At 71.3% G+C, this 17,839-nt stretch carries 14 protein-coding genes and 1 riboswitch; of the genes, 9 read left to right on the top strand and 5 right to left on the bottom strand.

The annotated features are described in order from the left end of the window. Nucleotides 1-31: 31 nt before the first annotated feature. Both ACFC96_RS21695 and ACFC96_RS21690 read left to right on the top strand, forming a co-directional pair. Nucleotides 32-1,429 carry an SWIM zinc finger family protein gene (locus ACFC96_RS21695; RefSeq protein ID WP_376613632.1) on the top strand — a complete coding sequence of 466 codons (1,398 nt, stop codon included), beginning with the start codon at nt 32-34 and terminating at the stop codon, nt 1,427-1,429. Between the two features lie 62 nt (nt 1,430-1,491). Further along, on the top strand, nt 1,492-3,120 hold the full coding sequence (locus ACFC96_RS21690; protein ID WP_376613630.1) for a DUF5691 domain-containing protein: 1,629 nt from the start codon (nt 1,492-1,494) through the stop codon (nt 3,118-3,120). A 114-nt stretch (nt 3,121-3,234) separates the two neighbouring features. Here the strand turns inward: ACFC96_RS21690 and ACFC96_RS21685 are convergent, their stop codons facing one another. Continuing rightward, entirely contained in the window at nt 3,235-3,651 is a 417-nt protein-coding gene (locus ACFC96_RS21685) for a cobalamin B12-binding domain-containing protein (RefSeq protein WP_100594811.1), read from the bottom strand. A 438-nt stretch (nt 3,652-4,089) separates the two neighbouring features. On the opposite strand from ACFC96_RS21685, the gene ACFC96_RS21680 reads away from it, so the two are divergent. Together ACFC96_RS21680 and ACFC96_RS21675 are read left to right on the top strand one after the other, a co-directional pair. Then, nucleotides 4,090-5,079 carry a lipase family alpha/beta hydrolase gene (locus ACFC96_RS21680; protein ID WP_376613628.1) on the top strand — a complete coding sequence of 330 codons (990 nt, stop codon included), beginning with the start codon at nt 4,090-4,092 and terminating at the stop codon, nt 5,077-5,079. A gap of 221 nt (nt 5,080-5,300) precedes the next feature. Further along, nucleotides 5,301-6,956, top strand: a complete 1,656-nt coding sequence (locus tag ACFC96_RS21675; RefSeq protein WP_376613627.1) for a M23 family metallopeptidase — start codon at nt 5,301-5,303, stop codon at nt 6,954-6,956. Nucleotides 6,957-6,983: 27 nt separating this feature from the next. Here ACFC96_RS21675 and pcrA read toward each other — a convergent pair whose 3' ends face one another. Beyond that, complete coding sequence (gene pcrA, locus ACFC96_RS21670) at nt 6,984-9,494, bottom strand: DNA helicase PcrA (protein ID WP_376613626.1); 2,511 nt, start codon at nt 9,492-9,494, stop codon at nt 6,984-6,986. Nucleotides 9,495-9,748: 254 nt separating this feature from the next. Beyond that, a riboswitch (cyclic di-AMP (ydaO/yuaA leader) is annotated at nt 9,749-9,912 on the top strand. Between the two features lie 8 nt (nt 9,913-9,920). On the opposite strand from pcrA, the gene ACFC96_RS21665 reads away from it, so the two are divergent. Continuing rightward, nucleotides 9,921-11,084: an NlpC/P60 family protein gene (locus tag ACFC96_RS21665; protein ID WP_376613624.1), complete on the top strand. Its 1,164-nt coding sequence runs from the start codon at nt 9,921-9,923 to the stop codon at nt 11,082-11,084. 102 nt (nt 11,085-11,186) lie between these two features. Then, nucleotides 11,187-12,059 (top strand): tellurite resistance/C4-dicarboxylate transporter family protein, encoded by an 873-nt coding sequence (locus ACFC96_RS21660; protein WP_376260067.1) that lies wholly within the window; start codon nt 11,187-11,189, stop codon nt 12,057-12,059. 28 nt (nt 12,060-12,087) lie between these two features. Here ACFC96_RS21660 and ACFC96_RS21655 read toward each other — a convergent pair whose 3' ends face one another. After that, nucleotides 12,088-12,441 (bottom strand): hypothetical protein, encoded by a 354-nt coding sequence (locus tag ACFC96_RS21655; protein ID WP_266561052.1) that lies wholly within the window; start codon nt 12,439-12,441, stop codon nt 12,088-12,090. Nucleotides 12,442-12,734: 293 nt separating this feature from the next. Here ACFC96_RS21655 and ACFC96_RS21650 point away from each other — a divergent pair, with 293 nt between their 5' ends. After that, the gene (locus tag ACFC96_RS21650) at nt 12,735-13,805 is read left to right on the top strand and encodes an NlpC/P60 family protein (RefSeq protein ID WP_376613622.1); all 1,071 of its coding nucleotides are present in this window, start codon (nt 12,735-12,737) and stop codon (nt 13,803-13,805) included. 98 nt (nt 13,806-13,903) lie between these two features. Here the strand turns inward: ACFC96_RS21650 and ACFC96_RS21645 are convergent, their stop codons facing one another. Together ACFC96_RS21645 and ACFC96_RS21640 are read right to left on the bottom strand one after the other, a co-directional pair. Beyond that, nucleotides 13,904-14,629 carry a LuxR C-terminal-related transcriptional regulator gene (locus ACFC96_RS21645; protein WP_376260071.1) on the bottom strand — a complete coding sequence of 242 codons (726 nt, stop codon included), beginning with the start codon at nt 14,627-14,629 and terminating at the stop codon, nt 13,904-13,906. Then, nucleotides 14,626-15,915, bottom strand: a complete 1,290-nt coding sequence (locus ACFC96_RS21640) for a PspC domain-containing protein (RefSeq protein ID WP_376260073.1) — start codon at nt 15,913-15,915, stop codon at nt 14,626-14,628. The genes ACFC96_RS21645 and ACFC96_RS21640 overlap by 4 nt, the downstream gene beginning before the upstream one ends. Before the next feature lie 186 nt (nt 15,916-16,101). Here ACFC96_RS21640 and ACFC96_RS21635 point away from each other — a divergent pair, with 186 nt between their 5' ends. Continuing rightward, nucleotides 16,102-17,493: a PspC domain-containing protein gene (locus ACFC96_RS21635; RefSeq protein ID WP_376613620.1), complete on the top strand. Its 1,392-nt coding sequence runs from the start codon at nt 16,102-16,104 to the stop codon at nt 17,491-17,493. Further along, nucleotides 17,480-17,704, top strand: a complete 225-nt coding sequence (locus ACFC96_RS21630) for a hypothetical protein (protein ID WP_376260076.1) — start codon at nt 17,480-17,482, stop codon at nt 17,702-17,704. The genes ACFC96_RS21635 and ACFC96_RS21630 overlap by 14 nt, the downstream gene beginning before the upstream one ends. Nucleotides 17,705-17,839 lie beyond the last annotated feature (135 nt).

The following is a 17,839-nucleotide window of genomic DNA, read 5'->3' as shown; positions in this document are numbered from 1 at the left end:
ATTGTCAGTGGCGGGACCTACCTTCGAGGACATGACTCAGCAGGGGGTGCGCTGGACGGCGGACCAGGTGCTGGCACTGGCGCCTGACGTCTCGTCACGCAAGGCGGGCGGCAAACTCGGCGTCGCCGGACCGTGGTCGGAGGCGGGAAGTTCGGACGAGGGGATGGTGTGGGGGCTCTGCAAGGGCAGTGGCAGCAAGCCGTATCAGACGGTCGTGGATGTCGCGGACGCGGCGGGCCCGGCCTACAAGTGCAGTTGTCCGAGCCGTAAGTTCCCGTGCAAGCACGCGCTCGGGCTGCTCCTGCTGTGGGCGGGGGCGGACGGTTCGGTGCCGGACGTGCGGACCCTTCCGGACTGGGCGGAGCAGTGGGCCGAAGGGCGCAGGAAGCGGGCGCAGACCAAGCGGGATGCGGACACGGCCGGGGGCGCGGCCGCTGATCCCGAGGCAGCGCGCCGCAGGGCCGAGCGCCGAGCCGAGCGGGTCACGGCGGGCGCGAGCGAGCTGGAGCAGCGGCTCGCGGACCTGCTGCGCGGCGGCCTCGCCTCGGCGGAGCAGGCCGGTTACGGGATGTGGGAGGAGACCGCGGCCCGCATGGTGGACGCGCAGGCGCCCGGACTGGCCGCGCGGGCGCGGGAGTTGGGGACGATACCCGCGTCCGGTCCCGGCTGGCCGGTGCGGTTCCTGGAGGAATGCGCGCTGCTGCACCTCCTCGACCGAGGCTGGCTGCGCCGCGACCTGCTCCCCGCCGGACTCGCGGCGACGGTCCGCTCCCGCATCGGGCTGCCGTCATCGGCGGGCGGGCCACCCACGCGGGACCGATGGCTGGTCCTGGCGCAGTACGACACGGCCGACAGCCGGCTCACCACACGGCGCATATGGCTGTACGGGACGGAGTCCGGCCGGACGGCACTCCTCCTCTCCTACGGCGCGGCGGGCCGCGCCCCGGCGCTCTCGCTGCCGGTCGGCCTTGCACTCGACGCCGAGCTCTCCGCGTACGCGGGAGACGGTCAGCTCCGCGCCGACCTGGGCGAGCAGTTCACGGCGCCCGCCCCAAGTCCCGTACGCCCCAAGGGCGCAGGCGTTGCGGAGGCGGCGGCGCGGTACGGGGAGGCGCTGGGCCGTGACCCATGGCTGGAGTCCTGGCCGGTGACGCTGAGCCGGGTCGTACCGACCCCGGACGACGCGAGCGGCGGGTGGCAACTGGCCGACGCGGGAGATGACATGAAGGAACCTGATCCGGCGGGAACGGCTTCGGAACGACTGGCGCTCCCGATCACGCCGAAGGCGGCGTCCGGTCCCGGGCTGTGGCGGCTGGCCGCGCTGTCCGGCGGAGCCCCGGTCACCGTCTTCGGCGAGTGCGGCCACCGAGGCTTCACCCCTCTCACGGCCTGGCCCGAAGGCCCGGGAGAAGCAGTGACGCTGTGCTGACGAGCCGGGCGACGAAGACGACGGAGACAACCAGGCGGACCCATTCCAGGGAGAGGAGCGACATGAACGGACCTTCGACCGCCGACGGCACGACCACGACCACCATCGGTGACCCATGGGAAGAGCTGGTCACCGTGGCCCTGCTGGGCACAGACCGGCGGACGCCACCAGGGCACGCGACCGGCGCCGACGCACCCCTCGCGCTGCTCGACGCCGCCGCCGTACAGACCGTACGACGGCGGGCCGGGCTGCGGCCGGCGCCCGCCGCCGCGCCCCCGGCACGCGCGGTGAACGATCCGCGCCCCCCGCTCCCGGCCGCCGCGCGACACAGACTCGCGATGCTGCTCACCGACCGCCCCGGCTCCGGAGGAGGCCGCCGTGGAACGGCCCCCGACCTGATGGAGCTGCTGCCCCAGTGGCTGGCCGGGGCCAACGAACAGGGGTACGCGGCGCCTTCGGACCTCCTCCCCGCGCTCCTCGACGCGGCCCGCGGGCGCACGGATCTGCGGCCTCAGGCCCTCACGCTCGCCGGCCCGCGCGCGCTGTGGCTGGCCCGGCTGAACCCGGACTGGAGGTTCGCGCTGCGCTCCACTCCAGGCGGCGGCACGACTCTCCCGGCTCCCGGTGATGCGGCCGACGTGCGACGTCTGTGGGACGAGGGCCTGTTCGCCGAACGGGTCACGCTCCTGGCGACGGTACGTGCGCACGACCCGGCAGCGGCCCGCGAACTGCTCGCCACCACCTGGTCCGCCGAGCGGGCCGAGGACCGGCTGATGTTCCTCGACTCGCTGCGGTCGGGGCTCGCCGACACCGACGAGCCGTTCCTGGAACAGGCGTTGTCCGACCGCAGCCGCAACGTCAGGGCCACCGCCGCGGAGCTGCTCTCGGCGCTCCCCGGCTCGGCGCTCGCGGCACGGATGGCGTCGCGCGCCGCCTCCTGCGTCGCCGTCGACCGCACCCAGGGCGCGGCGACGATCACCGTCGAGGCGCCGCACGAGTGCGACGCGGGCATGGAGCGCGACGGCGTCGTCGCCAAGCCGCCGGCAGGTCGCGGCGAACGGTCCTGGTGGCTCGGTCAGTTGGTCGAGGCGACGCCGCTCAGCGGCTGGACCGCGCGGTTCGGGGGCCGCACTGCGGAAGAGATCGTCGCGCTGCCGGTGGCCGACGACTGGCAGGGCGAACTCCACGCCGCCTGGTGCCGGGCCGCGGTGCGCCAGCGGGACGCCGTATGGTCGCGCGCGCTCCTGGGCGTGCCGGCGTCACCGGACGCCGGAGGCCCCGGCGCCGTATCTCTGTCCGAACGGGCGAAGCTCCTCGGCGCACTGCCCGACGGCGAACGCGCCGAGTGGGTGGCGGGGTTCATCGCGACGCACGGCCTGTCCGAGGCGTTCCAGTTGCTCGGGGTCTGCGCCCAGCCGTGGGCCGAGCCACTCGGGCGGGCCGTGGTCGACGCGCTGAACATCGCGCGGGACGCGGGCAGTTACCCCTGGAGCTTCAGCGGCGTCATGGGCCTGGCCGAACGCTGCCTGGATCCCGCGGAGGCGCCCCGCCTCGACGGCCTCACCGCCACCCCGGACGAACCGGAGGACGCGGCCCCCGGAGCCGGCAGCTACTGGTCGGAAGCGTTCCAGCGCCTGGTCAGCACCTTGCGCCTGCGGCTGGCGATGCGGGACGAGTTGAGAGGGACGTAGGCGCTGGAGGTACTCGGCGAGGCAGGGCAGGGATCTGTCCGGTTCGGGCGGAGCGCGCGACCCACGCACCGAACCGGCTCTCCTGCTCCCTCGCCGGGGAGGGAGCAGGAAGGATCAGGCTCCGGCGGGCTGACGGACGTTCGCGTTGACCCAGTCCACGATCGAAGCCGTCGTCGCGCCCGGGGTGAAGATCTCCGCGACGCCCTTCTCCTTGAGCGGAGCGATGTCCGCCTCGGGGATGATCCCGCCGCCGAACACCTTGATGTCCGCGGCGTCGCGCTCCACGAGGAGCTCGATGACGCGCGCGAAGAGCGTGTTGTGCGCCCCGGAAAGAATCGAGAGACCGATCGCGTCGGCGTCCTCCTGGATCGCCGTGTCGACGATCTGCTCCGGGGTCTGGTGCAGGCCGGTGTAGATGACCTCCATACCGGCGTCGCGCAGCGCCCGCGCGATCACCTTGGCCCCGCGATCGTGACCGTCGAGCCCCGGCTTGGCGACCACCACGCGGATCGGACCGGCTGCCACACCCATCACTGCCTCCATGAACCGACTTCTACCCGATACCTGACCTGATACGTACCCGGGAAGTGAACGAACGTTATCGACAGCATCCCGCAACCGGCCGTTTCGCGGTGCGGAGCGAGGGGGAAATCACACGATGGGACACGTTCGCTGCGCGCCACAGCCGCCGCAGGCGGCTCAGAAGCCGCATACGGGGGCCGCTGGCGCAAGGGGAGCCGCAAAGAGACAGCCGCACCACACCGCCGCCGACCGCGCGGCGGGCGGCACGGCGCGCATCGGCGGGGCGGTACGTACGGGGATTTTGTGACGCACCGCAATGGTCACTCACGGGCATCGATCGATCACCGCCCGCGTACGACGCGCATCGTCGGCCACCTCGGCGCATGCTTCCCATGAGGGCACACGGGAGACAGAGCCGTTATCCCGGGTGCCGACGGGAGGTCGGCCATGAAGGTCACGAACATCCTGCCTTTTCGCCCGCTCTGTCAGCTGATCCCCGCCAGGCTGGTGTTTCCCGCCAGACTGGCCGGAGTCTCCGTCTCTCTGTTGAAGGCGACCGCTCTCGAGGTCGCGATCCTCGCCGGGCATCTCCTCCTGTACCCGTCCGGCATCATCCAGGAGCGCAGGGCCGTCCCCGCGCTCCCTCCGCTCGGCTACGCCCCCACCCCCATGGACGAGGGGGACGACGAGGCTTCGTACCTGACGGAGAGTGCCACCCTGCCGGGTTCCGGCGCCCAGAACGCCCACAGCACCGACAGCACGTGCAGCGCCCGCCTGCCTGCCACCGAGAGCAAGCCGCCGGTCCTTCTCCTGCACGGCTTCATCGACAATCGCTCCGTCTTCGTGTTGCTGCGCCGCTCGCTCGTCCAGCACGATCGTCACCACGTGGAGTCGCTCAACTACTCTCCACTGACGTACGACATCCGGACCGCCGCCGCGCTCCTCGCCCGCCATGTCGAGGAGATCTGCGAACGCACGGGCCATGACCGCGTGGACATCGTGGGGCACAGCCTCGGCGGCCTCATCGCCCGTTACTACGTGCAATGCCTGGGCGGCGATCTGCGCGTACGCACCCTCGTGTCGCTCGGCACCCCGCACGGCGGGACCACGGTCGCGCCGCTGATGGACGCACACCCGATCGTCCGGCAGATGCGGCCCGGCTCGACCGTCATCGAGGAGCTGTCGCGGCCCGCCCCCGGCTGCCGCACCCACTTCGTGAGCTTCTGGAGCGACCTCGACCAGATCATGGTCCCGCTGGAGACGGCCTGCATCGACCACCCCGACCTGATCGCGCAGAACGTTCGCGTCACCGGGGTCGGACACCTCGCACTCCCCGTCCACCCGGCGGTCGCCGCCGGCATCCGACAGGTACTCGACGCCGAGGAGGCACAAGGAACGTCCACCAACGACGCGGTGAATGGCCTGACGGTCGCCTGACTCAGGCCTGAACCCGCCCCCGGAACGGTCCTCGAACTGGCCAAACGTCGAACGATTCTCGAACGCAGGGCCAAGGCTCTGCCCACAGTCCGCCGAAAGACGGCCGAATGCCCGTTTCCTACGAGCGGGAAACCAGCTGAAGATTGTCGTGCCCGCGTACCGCCGGGTACAGTCACCGCACTGCTCTGGCAGCCCCTGTTGTCGAGGCGAAAGAGAAGTTGGTGAACGACCGTCACCCGTCGGGGACTCAGACCACCCCGGCCCCGGCTCAGGACGCCGACTACGCGCCCTACGCTGCTTATGACCAGCAGAGCGCCCCGTACGGCGGCCACACCGGTTACGACGGCTACGCCACCGGCGGTTTCGCCACCGACCCCCTCTTCGGCGACCTGCCCGGCGCGCAGAACACCGGCGCGTACGACAACAGTCAGTGGTCGACCGGCGCGCACCAGACGCTGACGACGCAGGAATCCCAGCACCACGACCCGTACGCGGCGCAGCAGCACGCCGCCGCGTACGGCACCGGCGGCTACGACACCACCGCTGCCTGGGGGACCGCCGCTCACGAGCAACTCGGCGGAATTCCGGCCCAGTCCGGACCGGACCATTCCGGCCAGTGGGACAACAGCGCGTGGGCCGACCAGACCGGGCAGTGGGACGCGAACGCCTTCGGGGCCCAGGCGCCGGGCTTCACCACACAGGACGCGTTCGCCACGCAGACCTTCCAGGCACCGGCGGCCTTCGAGACCCAATCCTTCGAGACCCAGGCGTTCGATGCGCAGGCCTATGAGACACAGGCCTTTGAGACACAGGCCTTTGAGACACAGGCCTTTGAGACGCCGGCATTCGAGGCCCAGCCTTTCGCGACGCAGACCTTCGAAGCACCAGGCTTCGACACGGGCGCGTACGACGCCACCGCGTGGAACTCCGCGGGCGCCGAAGACGACGGCAACGCCCCCGACGCCCGGCACGACTACGGCCAACCCGACGCTCCCGAGCCGGAGTTGAGCCACGACGACGGTCGTCACGACAGCCACGAAGACGGTCACCAGGACAGCTACAGCGACGGACTCCAGGACGTCGAGGAGATCGTCGCCCGCGACGAGCGGCCCGCCCCGGTCACGCCGGCCCAGCGCGCACGCTCCCGCCGCCGCTCCCCCGCCAAGCGCTCCGCGCTGCTCACGGTCGCGGTGCCCTCGGTGTGCGTGATGGGCGTCGCGGGAGTCGCCGCGGCCTCCGTCGGCGGGCTCGGCACAGACGACAGCAAGGACACGACAGCGGCCTCCGCGCCCGACGCGACCGCCGTCAAGCCCTCCGTCGCCAACAACAAGCTCGACACCCAGCTCGCGGACCTCTCCGCGGACGCGGGCGACTTCGCCGACCGGGCGAGCCGCACCCAGGAACGTATCGACCTCAGGACCAAGCAGCAGGCCGAGCGGAAGCAGGCGGCGGAGGAAGCGGCGCGCAAGGAGCGCCTGCGGCCCAAGTTCGTTCTCCCGGTCACGCAGCGCGGGCTGAGCGCGTACTACGGGCAGGCCGGCGTCAACTGGATGTCCGTGCACACCGGCATCGACTTCCCCGTCTCGTACGGCACCCCGGTGATGGCCGCGACCGACGGCACCGTCCGTACGCAGTGGAACAGCGCGTACGGGAACATGACGATCCTGACGGCGAAGGACGGCACGGAGACCTGGTACTGCCACCTCTCCAGCCACACCGTGATGAGCGGACCGGTCAAGGCCGGTGACGTCATCGCGCACTCCGGGAACTCCGGCAACTCCACCGGTCCGCACCTGCACTTCGAGGTGCGCCCCGGCGGCGGTTCGGCCGTCGACCCGCTCCCGTGGCTCCGCAGCCACGGGCTCGACCCGACGTAGGGCCGAGCCCGCCGGCAGCGGCCTTCCCTACAGCTTCTCCACCGGCGCGTACCGCAGCAGCAGGCGCTTCGGCTTGGGCTCGCCGAAGTCGACCGTCGCCTCCGCGTTCGCCCCCGTGCCCTTGACGCCGACGACCGTGCCGAGGCCGAACTGGTCGTGCGTGACCCGGTCTCCCACCGAGAGAGCGACGACGGGCTTCTCCGTCGCCCGGCGCGTGGCGAACGCCGGCGTCGAGCGCGAACGCGACGACGAGAGGGACGCGGCGATGCCGCTCGTCGGTCCCGCCGACTTGGCGGGCGCCATGGCACCCGTCCGCTTCCACTCCAGATGCGCGTCCGGGATCTCCTCCAGGAAGCGCGACGGCGGGTTGTACGAGGGCTGCCCCCAGGCGCTGCGCAGCGTGGAGCGCGTCAGATACAGGCGCTCACGCGCGCGCGTGATGCCGACGTAGGCGAGGCGGCGCTCCTCTTCCAGCTCCTTGACCTGGCCGAGGGAGCGCATGTGCGGGAAGACGCCGTCCTCCATGCCGGTCAGGAAGACGACCGGGAACTCGAGGCCCTTGGCGGTGTGCAGCGTCATCAGCGTGATGACGCCGGAGCCGTCGTCCTCCTCGTCCGGGATCTGGTCGGAGTCGGCGACGAGCGCGACCCGCTCCAGGAACTCGGAGAGCGTGCCGACGCTCGCCTCGCCCTCACCCTCGGCCGCACCGTCCGCCGTCGCGCTCTCCTGCTCGAACTCCAGCGCCACGGCAGCGAGTTCCTGGAGGTTCTCGATGCGGGTCTCGTCCTGCGGGTCCGTCGACGACTGCAACTCGGCGAGATAGCCGGTCCGTTCGAGCACCGCCTCCAGGACCGTGGCCGGGCCCGCGCCCGACTCGACGATCGTGCGGAGGTCCTCCATCAGCGTGTTGAACCGCTTCACCGCGTTCGTCGAGCGGGCCGCCATTCCGTACGCCTCGTCGACGCGGCGCAGCGCCTGCGGGAAGGAGATCTTCTCGCGCTGGGAGAGCGCGTCGATCATCGCTTCGGCACGGTCGCCGATGCCGCGCTTGGGCACATTGAGGATGCGGCGCAGGGGGACGGAGTCCTCGGGGTTGGCGAGCACCCGCAGATAGGCCAGGACGTCCCTGACCTCCTTGCGCTCGTAGAAGCGGACTCCGCCGACGACCTTGTAGGGCAGGCCGACCCGGATGAAGATCTCTTCGAAGACACGGGACTGCGCGTTCGTCCGGTAGAAGACGGCGACGTCGCCGGCCTTCGCGTCGCGCGCGTCCGTGAGCCGGTCGATCTCGTCGGCGACGAACTGCGCCTCGTCGTGCTCGGTGTCCGCGACGTAACCGGTGATCTGCGCGCCCGCGCCCGCGTTCGTCCACAGATTCTTGGGGCGGCGGGATTCGTTGCGCTCGATGACCGCGTTGGCCGCGGAGAGGATGGTCTGCGTCGAGCGGTAGTTCTGCTCGAGCAGGATCGTCGTCGCGTCGGTGTAGTCCTCCTCGAACTGGAGGATGTTGCGGATGGTGGCTCCGCGGAACGCGTAGATCGACTGGTCGGCGTCACCCACGACGCACAGCTCGGCCGGCGGGAGGTCGCCCTCACGCGGCGGCTCGTCCTCCGCGCGGCCGCTGTCGGCCGACCCCACCAGCTCCCTGACCAGCGCGTACTGCGCGTGGTTCGTGTCCTGGTACTCGTCGACCAGGACGTGGCGGAAGCGGCGGTGGTAGTGCTCGGCCACGTCGGGGAAGGCGCGCAGGAGATTGACCGTCGTCATGATCAGGTCGTCGAAGTCCAGCGCGTTCGCCTCGCGGAGGCGGGACTGGTACATCGCGTAGGCCTGGGCGAGGGTCTTCTCGAAGCCGTCGGCGGCCTGTGCCGCGAAGTCCTCCTCGTCGATCAGCTCGTTCTTCAGGTTCGAGATCTTGGCGCTGAAGGACTTCGGCGGAAACTTCTTCGGGTCCAGGTCGAGGTCGCGGCAGACCAGGGCCATGAGGCGCTTGGAGTCGGCGGCGTCATAGATCGAGAACGACGACGTGAAGCCGAGCTTCTTCGACTCGCGGCGCAGGATACGGACGCAGGCGCTGTGGAACGTCGACACCCACATCGCGTTCGCCCGCGGGCCGACGAGGGACTCGACGCGCTCCTTCATCTCGCCCGCGGCCTTGTTCGTGAACGTGATCGCGAGGATCTGGCCGGGGTGCACGCCGCGCTCGCCGAGGAGATACGCGATGCGGTGGGTGAGCACGCGGGTCTTGCCGGAGCCCGCGCCCGCCACGATGAGCAGCGGGGAGCCGCCGTGGACGACGGCCGCCTGCTGGTTCTCGTTCAGCCCGTCGAGGAGCGCCGCCGCGTCGAGCGCGGGGCGCGGGGCGCCGTCCCGGTAGTACGCGTCTCTGGCCGGGGGCGCGTCGAACTTCCCGTCGAACAGGTCGTCCGGAACGTGCTCCGGAGCCATGTCGTCCTCGGGCGGCGGCGGGGCATGCTCCTCACCGGCCTTGGAAGCCGTGAGGTCCGCCAGGAAGCTGTCGTCAAAGAGGCTGCTCATCGCTCTACGAGTCTAGGCCGCCCCACTGACACCCACGGCCGCCCCGGAAACTTCCCCCCGACTTCGTAGGCCCGACCACCTCTCGTGGTGCGGAAATCACCCTCCGTGAGAGTTACCGGAGGTCACGAACAAGATTGCCGAAGGTCACGAAAATGTATCGGGCATATCGAACATCAACCTTCACAGCAGCCACACGAGTTGGCTAGCGTGCTCCGCGGGCCGCCCGTCCCCCCGCCGGCAACCGCGCCGCGAGCGGGTCGCCCCCGCTGAGTTCAGTACGCCGCGAGGCATGGAACCGGGGACCCACGACCTTTGGGGTGAATCGGCCGACGACCCGTCAGGGCACGGCCGTAGGGCAGCCTTCCGAATCTCCGCCCGAACCCGACAGCTAACCCGGTAGGCGGTCATGGGAAGGAGACGCGCCCCTTGGCGTCGCACCGCAAGCCGCGCAACAGGACAGCCGGTCCCCGCACGGCCCCCGTCGTCGGAATCACCACGGCGGCCCTCACCTCCATAGCCCTGCTCTCGCAGAGCGCGACCGCCGCCCCCTCCGCGCCGCCGAAGCCGAGCCTGGAAGAGGTCCAGAAGAAGGTCGACACCCTCTACCACCAGGCGGGCGTCGCCACGGAGAAGTACAACGCGGCCAAGGAGCGCACCGCCAAGCAGCAGAAGCGTGTCGGCGACCTGCTCGACGACGTCGCGCAGCGCACCGAGAAGCTCAACAAGGCCCGCCAGGAGCTCGGCACCTTCGCCGCCGCCCAGTACCGCACGGGCGCCGTCTCCGACACCGCGACGCTGCTCCTCGCCGACGACGCGCAGGACTACTTCGACCAGGACCAGCTGATGAGCCGGCTCACGAGCCGCCAGAAGAAGGCCGTCGACGACTACCAGACCGAGCAGGCCGCCACCACGAAGAAGCGCACCGAGGCGGCCAGGAGCCTGGAGACGCTGACCACTTCGCAGGCCACGCTCAGGAGCACGAAGAGGGATGTCCAGCAGAAGCTCGGCGACGCCCGCGAACTCCTGTCGAAGCTGACCGCCGAGGAGAAGGCGCGCCTCGCGGCGATCGAGAAGCAGAAGCAGGAGGCCGCCAGGAAGAAGGCGCAGGAGCTGGCGCGTCAGCAGGCCGAGGCGGAGGCCAAGCGCAAGGCGGCCGAGGAGGCACGCCAGAAGGAGAACCCGGGCACGGGCAGCGGTTCCGGCACGGGTACGGGCTCCGGCAGCACCGGCAGCGGCTACGCGGCCAAGGCCGCGAAAGTCATCGCCTTCGCCGAGTCCCAGATGGGCAAGCCGTACGTCTGGGGCGCCACGGGCCCGGACTCGTACGACTGCTCGGGCCTCACGCAGGCCGCGTGGAAGGCGGCCGGCATCTCGCTGCCGCGCACGACCTGGGACCAGGTCAAGGTCGGAACGACCGTCACCACGGCCAACGCCCAGCCCGGTGACCTGGTCTTCTTCTACGACGACATCAGCCACGTCGGCATCTACATCGGCGACGGCAAGATGATCCACGCCCCGAAGCCGGGCGCGAACGTCCGCGTCGAGTCGATCTACTACATGCCGATCCACAGCGTGGTGCGCCCGGCCTGACCACCTTCGTGGGGTTACGTTCGGGCGGTGCGCGGCCCGAACGCAACCCCAGGTCCCGGACCCACGTGGTCCCAGCTCCCGCCGGCCGCCGGTGCCGCCGTCATGGCCACCGGCATCATCTCGGTCGGCCTGAACCTGACCGGTCACTCGGTGCTGTCCGGCATCATGCTGGTGCTCGCGGCCGCCCTCTGGCTGGTCCTCGCGGCGGACTTCGCGATCCGCCTGGTGCGGGAGCGCGACCGTTGGCACTCCGAGGCCGACACCCCGCCCGCGCTCACCGCGGTCGCGGCGACGACCGTCCTCGGCACCCGGATCTCCATGTTCGGCCTGCAGACCCTGGCCGAGGCGCTCCTCGCCCTGTCCGCGCTCGTCTGGCCGGTGCTCCTCATCAACGTCGTACGGCACTGGAAGCCGCGGATGCCGGGGGGCGTGTTCCTCGGCTGCGTCGCGACGCAGGGCCTCGTCGTCCTGGCGGCGACGCTCGCGCCCGCGGTCGACGCGCACTGGCTCGCGTACACCGGGATGGTGCTCTTCTGGGGCGGGGTCGTCCTGTACTGCTTCGCACTGCTCCGCTTCGATCTGCGCGAGGTGGTCTCCGGCGCCGGAGACCACTGGGTCGCGGGCGGCGCGCTCGCCATCTCCGCGCTCGCCGCGTCGAAGCTCGTCGCGACGGGTCTGTGGAACGACGACGACACGGACGTCCTGCGCACCATGAGCTTTCTGCTGCTCGCGCTCGACGTGGCCTGGTACGTCGTGCTGGCGCTGGCGGAGGTGCGGTGGCGCCGGCCGGGCTACGACGTGCGGCGCTGGTCGACCGTCTTCCCGATGGGAATGACGGCGGCGGCGGCACTGTCCGTGAGCGCCGCCGCCGATGTGCCCTGGCTCAGGGGGCCGGGGCAGGTTCTGGTGTGGATCGCGGTGGCCGCGTGGCTCGCCGCCCTGATCGGGACGTTCAGGTCCGGAGCAGCACGCTGACTCAGGTCCGGAGCACCGCGATGCCGACTCAGGTCCAGAGCACCGCGATGAAGATGTTCGCGGTGGTCAGGAGGCCGACGAGACCGAACAGGCCCTTGTCCACCTTCTCGTCGTCCCGCTTCACGTAGACGAGGCCGAGGATCACGATCAGCAGCGCGAGCTTCACGCCGATCTTGATGTTGTTGACGGTGTTGCCGTCCGCCTGATTCAGGCCCACCAGGACGACACCCGTGACCAGCATGGTCAGCGCACCGTGCAGCATCGCCGGGACGAACCGGGCCGTTCCCTTGCCCATCGCCTTCATCTGGGTGAGGAACCCACCGAGGAGCGAGGCGATGCCGATGATGTGCAGGCCGACGAAGAGGTGGATGAGTACGTCCATGACCGGCGAGCCTAGCCGGGGCCTCACTGCCCCCATGAACCGGCCCGCACCGATCCCTCGCCGGTCACATACGGTCACACGCGGAACACACGGACCAGTTGCGGACAATCCGTCACCAACCCGTGACGGTCAGGTTTAGCGTCCTCCCTCAGGTGACCGGCTCCCCACCGCCGCCCCGCTCAGGGGCGGTAGTCGGGCACCTACCGCCGAGAAAGGTCCGGCGGCGGCCCGCTCCCCCTGTGCCGGCCGCCGCCGGACGCGTAAGCAGGACGTACCGGAAGGACGTGCCCCTCGTGTCGGCAGCGCACCGCAAACCCCGACAGCGCTCGCTCACCGGCCCCACGGCCCGCACCGCGGCGACCCTCGCTCTCGCCTCCGTGGCGACCGCCACCGCCCTGGACGGCGCGGCGCACGCGGACCCCCGGCTCACCCCCAGCCAGGTGAGGGCGAAAGTCGACCGGCTCTACCAGGAGGCCGAGAAGGCCACCGAGAAGTACAACGGCGCCAAGGAGAAGGCGGACAAGGCCGAGAAGAAGCTCGGCACCCTGCGTGACGAGGCGGCCCGCAGGACGGACCGGCTCAACAGCCGGCGCGAAGCGCTCGGTTCGGCCGCCGCCGCGCAGTACCGCACCGGCGCCCTCGACCCGGCGGTCCAGCTCGTCCTGTCCTCCGATCCCGCCCGGTACCTCGACAACGCGGCGCTCGCCGACCGGCTCGGCGCCCGGCAGACCTCCGCGGTGGCGCGCGTGCAGCGTGAGCTCCGCCAGATCGATCAGCTGCGCGCCGAGGCCGACGGCCGGCTCGCCGAGCTGCGCAAGCGGCAGGGCGAGCTGAAAAAGCAGAAGAAAGCGGTCACCGGGAAGCTGGCCGAGGCGAAGCGTCTGCTCGACCGGCTTCCGGCGGCCGAGCGCACCGGCATCGGAGGGGGCGCCGGCGACACCGGCACGGCCGACCGCGCCTCCCGCTCGGACTCCTCCCGCGACCTGCCGTCCGGCGCCCTGCCCAAGGCCCCGGACTCCCGCACGGCGGCGGCCATCGCCTACGCCTACAAAGCCCTCGGCAGCCCCTATGTGTGGGGCGCCACGGGCCCGAACGCCTTCGACTGCTCCGGCCTCACCCAGGCCGCGTACCGCTCCGCGGGCATCTCCCTGCCCCGCACGACGTACTCACAGATCAACGCGGGCCCACGGATTCCACGCTCCCAACTGCAGCCGGGCGACCTGGTGTTCTTCTACTCGGGCATCAGCCACGTGGGCCTCTACATCGGCGACGGCAAAATGATCCACGCCCCGAACCCGAGCGCCCCGGTCCGCATCGCCCCGATCGACCAGATGCCTTTTGCGGGGGCTACGCGGGTGGCGTGAGCCGGTGCGGTGCCCGCCGTCAGGCTCATGCCTGGCCGAGCCCGGCGCCGGCACCGGGCGGCGCGCACCGCTGACGGCGCGCCGCCGGCCCCGGACCGTCACACCAGGCGCCGCGCCGTGGCCCACCGGGTCAGCTCATGGCGGTTCGACAGCTGGAGCTTTCTCAGGACCGCCGAGACATGGGACTCGACCGTCTTGACGGAGATGAACAGCTGCTTGGCGATCTCCTTGTACGCGTAGCCGCGGGCGATGAGGCGCAGGACCTCGCGCTCACGCTGCGTCAGACGGTCGAGGTCCTCGTCGACCGGCGGAGCGTCCGTCGAGGCGAACGCGTCGAGGACGAAGCCCGCGAGGCGCGGCGAGAAGACCGCGTCGCCGTCCTGGACGCGGAAGATCGAGTCGACCAGGTCCGTGCCGGTGATCGTCTTGGTGACGTACCCGCGGGCGCCGCCGCGGATGACGCCGATGACGTCCTCCGCCGCGTCCGAGACCGAAAGGGCCAGGAAGCGGACCGGGTTGTCGGCGGCCGCCATCAACGGGGCGCAGCGGCGCAGGACTTCGACGCCGCCGCCACCCGGAAGGTGCACGTCGAGAAGGACGACCTCGGGGCGCGTGGCCGTGATGACCGTGACCGCCTGGTCCACGTCCGCGGCTTCACCGATCACCTCGACGCCCGTCGTCTCGGTGCGGCCGATCTCCGCCTGGACACCGGTGCGGAACATCCGGTGGTCGTCGACGAGGACCACGCGTGCGTGACGGCCGACCGGCTCCGTCTCCGGTGCACTCGCCGCGCTCGCGTCGGGATTGACCTGCTCGTCGCTCATGGGGTCTTCTCCGCCCTCTTCATGGTCAGTTCGACCTCCGTGCCACCGTCCGGCACCGCGCGCAACCGCGCCGTGCCGCCGTTACGTTCCATCCGGCCGATGATCGATTCTCGTACGCCCATCCGGTCCGCGGGAATCGAGTCGAGGTCGAAGCCGGGACCCCGGTCGCGTACGGACACGAACACCGTCTCTTCCTCGACCTCGGCATAGACCTGGACCGCACCGCCCACGCCACCGTACTTGGCGGCATTCACCATCGCTTCCCGCGCGGCCTGCATCTGCGCCGAGAGACCGTCGTCGAGCGGGCAGTCGCCGACCACCACGACCTCGAGGGGCACCCCGTGCTTGTCCTCGACCTCGGCCGCGCTGCGTTTGACCGCCTCCGCCACCGTGCCGGGCTCCTCCGCCTCGTCCTTCCCGTTCCCCTCCGGTCTGTAGAGCCAGGCCCGCAGGTCCCGCTCCTGGGCACGGGCGAGGCGGCGCACCTCGCTCGCACTCTCCGCGTTCCGCTGGATCAGCGTGAGTGTGTGCAGCACCGAGTCGTGGACATGGGCCGCGACCTCGGCCCGCTCCTGCGCGCGGATCCGCATGAGGCGCTCCTCGGACAGATCCTGCGTCATGCGCACGAGATAAGGGCCGGCGAGGAGCGCGATGCCGACGAGGACGGCGAGGGCGGCCTGAAGGATGGAGCCGAGGTGCTCGGCCGACCCCTGGAGCACGAAGATCCCGGTGACGCCGGTCCCGACGAGTACGACACCGGCCGCGGCCCGCGCCAGATTCAGTGTGCGCTTGCGACGCCCGACCTCCATCCAGCGAGCCCGGCGCGCATTGTCGGCCTGGCGCCAGACGAGGGCCACGCCTGCGCCGACGAGGAGCGTCGGCCACAGATACGCCTTCGCGTTCCCCGCCAGATTCACGTTGCCGACGAACACCATCGACACGATGACCATGAGGAGCAGGGCGACGATCTGCCCCTTGTCCGGCTTGCGGGCGACGAGTCGGCGCCGCCCGTCCTGCGCCGTCTCCGTGGTGAAGGCGGGGGGCCGCTCGCCACCCACGCCGCCGACGCCGAGCGGGACGAAGAACCAGAACGCCGCGTACAGGAGCGCACCGAGGCCGTCCGCCATGAACAGGCCCACGAAGATCAGCCGCACCCAGATCACGGGCAGGCCGAGATGCCCGGCGAGCCCCCGCGCCACTCCGCCGAGCCAGCGTCCGTCGCTGGAGCGGTAGAGCTTGCGCGGCGGCCGCGGGACATCAACGGGGGGTGCTGCGACTTCCGGCATGCCATTGATGGTCACACGTGGGGCGGACCCCGGGCATCAGGGTTGAGCCCGGAGACTCCCCTGATCTCCGGCCCCGCCCCGAGGCTGATCTCCGCCCCGGCCCCGAGCGCCGTCAGGGGCGATTTCAGGGTTCGGCCAGGGTCGTCCCGACTGCCGCGGCGGACCTGCGCCCGTCACCATGGACGCATGACAGATCACCAGCACGCCTCGACGGGAGCGCCGGCCGGGCAGCCGCAGGACGCGGTGTCCGGGCGCGGCTCCGGCGGTGCGTCCGCGCCGCCCGCACCGGGACAGGAGCCCGGCGTCCCCGCGCCGCCGGACAAGTTCCGGCGCGACCGGCGGCACGGGACGCTGGGCGGGGTGTGCGCGGGCCTCGGCCGCCACTGCGACATGGATCCGGTGATCTTCCGAATCGGCCTCGCCGTGCTCGCCGCCACCGGCGGGCTGGGCCTGATCTTCTACGGCTTCGCCTGGCTCTTCGTCCCGTACGACGACGAAGAGGAGAACGAGGCGCGCAAGCTCCTCTCCGGCCGCGTGGACGGCCCGGCGCTGACGGCCGTGCTGTTCGCGCTCGTCGGCTGCGGACTCTTCCTCTCCATGCTGAACAACGGCGGGGTGCTCACGTTCGCCGCCGTCCTCGCCCTGCTCCTCGCTGGCGCGGGGTACTGGTCCCAGCAGCGCGGAGCGGCCGACCCCGACCCCCTGGCCGCGCAGACCGTGGCCGACGCGCCGCCCGAGGCCCAGGCGCCGCCCGTCACCGGGGCGCCTTCCTGGTGGCGGGACCCGATAGTCAAGGACGGCACGCACGTCGGCGGGACCGGGTACTTCTGGGGGCCGGACAGCGGCGTCGACATCCGGTACGAGCCCACGGCGCACGCGCACCGTACGGTCTGGGGCCCTGACGTACCCTCCCTCGGGCCGGAAAGCCGAGCACCCAAGCAGCGCGGGCCGCGCTGGATCGGTGGCTGGACGTTCCTTCTCGCACTGGCCGCGGGCTGCGCGGGCACGGCAGCGACGTGGCACGGCCACCCACTGGGCACGGCTCTCCAGGCCGGTCTCGCGTGCGCGCTCGTCGTCTTCGGCCTGGGCATCGCGCTCAGCGCCTTCGTCGGGCGGACCGGCGCCGGCTCGATCATCCTCGCGGTCGTCACGGCGGGGCTTCTCGCCGCGTCGGCCGCGCTCCCCTCCAACATCACCACCCACTGGGTGCGCACCGACTGGACCCCGGCCTCCGTCGCCCAGGTCGCGCCGACATACGAGCTGGGGACGGGCGTCGGCACGCTGGATCTGAGCGGGATCGACATCGGCGAGGGCAAGACGCTGACGACGAGAGCGGAGGTCGGGGCGGGGCAGCTCAAGGTCGTCGTGCCGAAGAACGCGACGGTCGTGCTGCGGGCCGAGGTGGGCGTCGGTGACATCCGGCTGCCGGACGAGAAGACACAGGACGTGGACATCCGTCCGGGACAGGAGCAGAGGGTGACGCTCGCACCGCCGGTGGGCAGCAAGGACGGCGGCACGGTCGAGCTGCGGCTCGAAGTCGGTGTCGGACAGGCGGAGGTGGCCCGTGCCACGTCATGAGTTCCAGCCGGGAAAGCTGATCGCGGGCCTGTTCCTGACCGCGGCCGGAGCCCTCTACCTGGGCGACGCGCTGGGAAGCTGGGAGCTGCCGTGGTTCACGGTGATCCCTGTCGTCACGGCCGGCCTGTGCTTGGCCGGAGCGGCAGGCACGGCAACCTACGCGATCCGCCGCCGCCAAAGACCCCGCGGGACGGATTCCGGCTCCCGGTGAAGGGCGCGCGCGGCACCCCGTAAAGGGCCCGAGAGGCGTGCTGCAAAGGCGCGGCGCGGGGAATTGCGCGCCTGGCTCCCCCGCCCCCGCCCCGCGGCCGAACCGGGACGCGCGCGTCTCAGGAAAGGACGCGTC

The organism is Streptomyces sp. NPDC055955 (assembly GCF_042270245.1).
GTDB lineage: Bacteria > Actinomycetota > Actinomycetes > Streptomycetales > Streptomycetaceae > Streptomyces.
The sequence above is the reverse complement of the archived record's forward strand: the minus strand, read 5'-3'. Positions and strand labels throughout refer to the sequence as shown.

What these genes read in the sequence shown, in the direction of transcription:
- ACFC96_RS21685 (WP_100594811.1), bottom strand. Translation starts at nt 3,651, where the DNA reads ATGGGTGTGGCAGCCGGTCCGATCCGCGTGGTGGTCGCCAAGCCGGGG.
- ACFC96_RS21635 (WP_376613620.1), top strand. Translation starts at nt 16,102, where the DNA reads ATGACAGATCACCAGCACGCCTCGACGGGAGCGCCGGCCGGGCAGCCG.
- ACFC96_RS21645 (WP_376260071.1), bottom strand. Translation starts at nt 14,629, where the DNA reads ATGAGCGACGAGCAGGTCAATCCCGACGCGAGCGCGGCGAGTGCACCG.
- ACFC96_RS21640 (WP_376260073.1), bottom strand. Translation starts at nt 15,915, where the DNA reads ATGCCGGAAGTCGCAGCACCCCCCGTTGATGTCCCGCGGCCGCCGCGC.
- ACFC96_RS21660 (WP_376260067.1), top strand. Translation starts at nt 11,187, where the DNA reads ATGGCCACCGGCATCATCTCGGTCGGCCTGAACCTGACCGGTCACTCG.
- pcrA (WP_376613626.1), bottom strand. Translation starts at nt 9,494, where the DNA reads ATGAGCAGCCTCTTTGACGACAGCTTCCTGGCGGACCTCACGGCTTCC.
- ACFC96_RS21695 (WP_376613632.1), top strand. Translation starts at nt 32, where the DNA reads ATGACTCAGCAGGGGGTGCGCTGGACGGCGGACCAGGTGCTGGCACTG.
- ACFC96_RS21690 (WP_376613630.1), top strand. Translation starts at nt 1,492, where the DNA reads ATGAACGGACCTTCGACCGCCGACGGCACGACCACGACCACCATCGGT.
- ACFC96_RS21680 (WP_376613628.1), top strand. Translation starts at nt 4,090, where the DNA reads ATGAAGGTCACGAACATCCTGCCTTTTCGCCCGCTCTGTCAGCTGATC.
- ACFC96_RS21655 (WP_266561052.1), bottom strand. Translation starts at nt 12,441, where the DNA reads ATGGACGTACTCATCCACCTCTTCGTCGGCCTGCACATCATCGGCATC.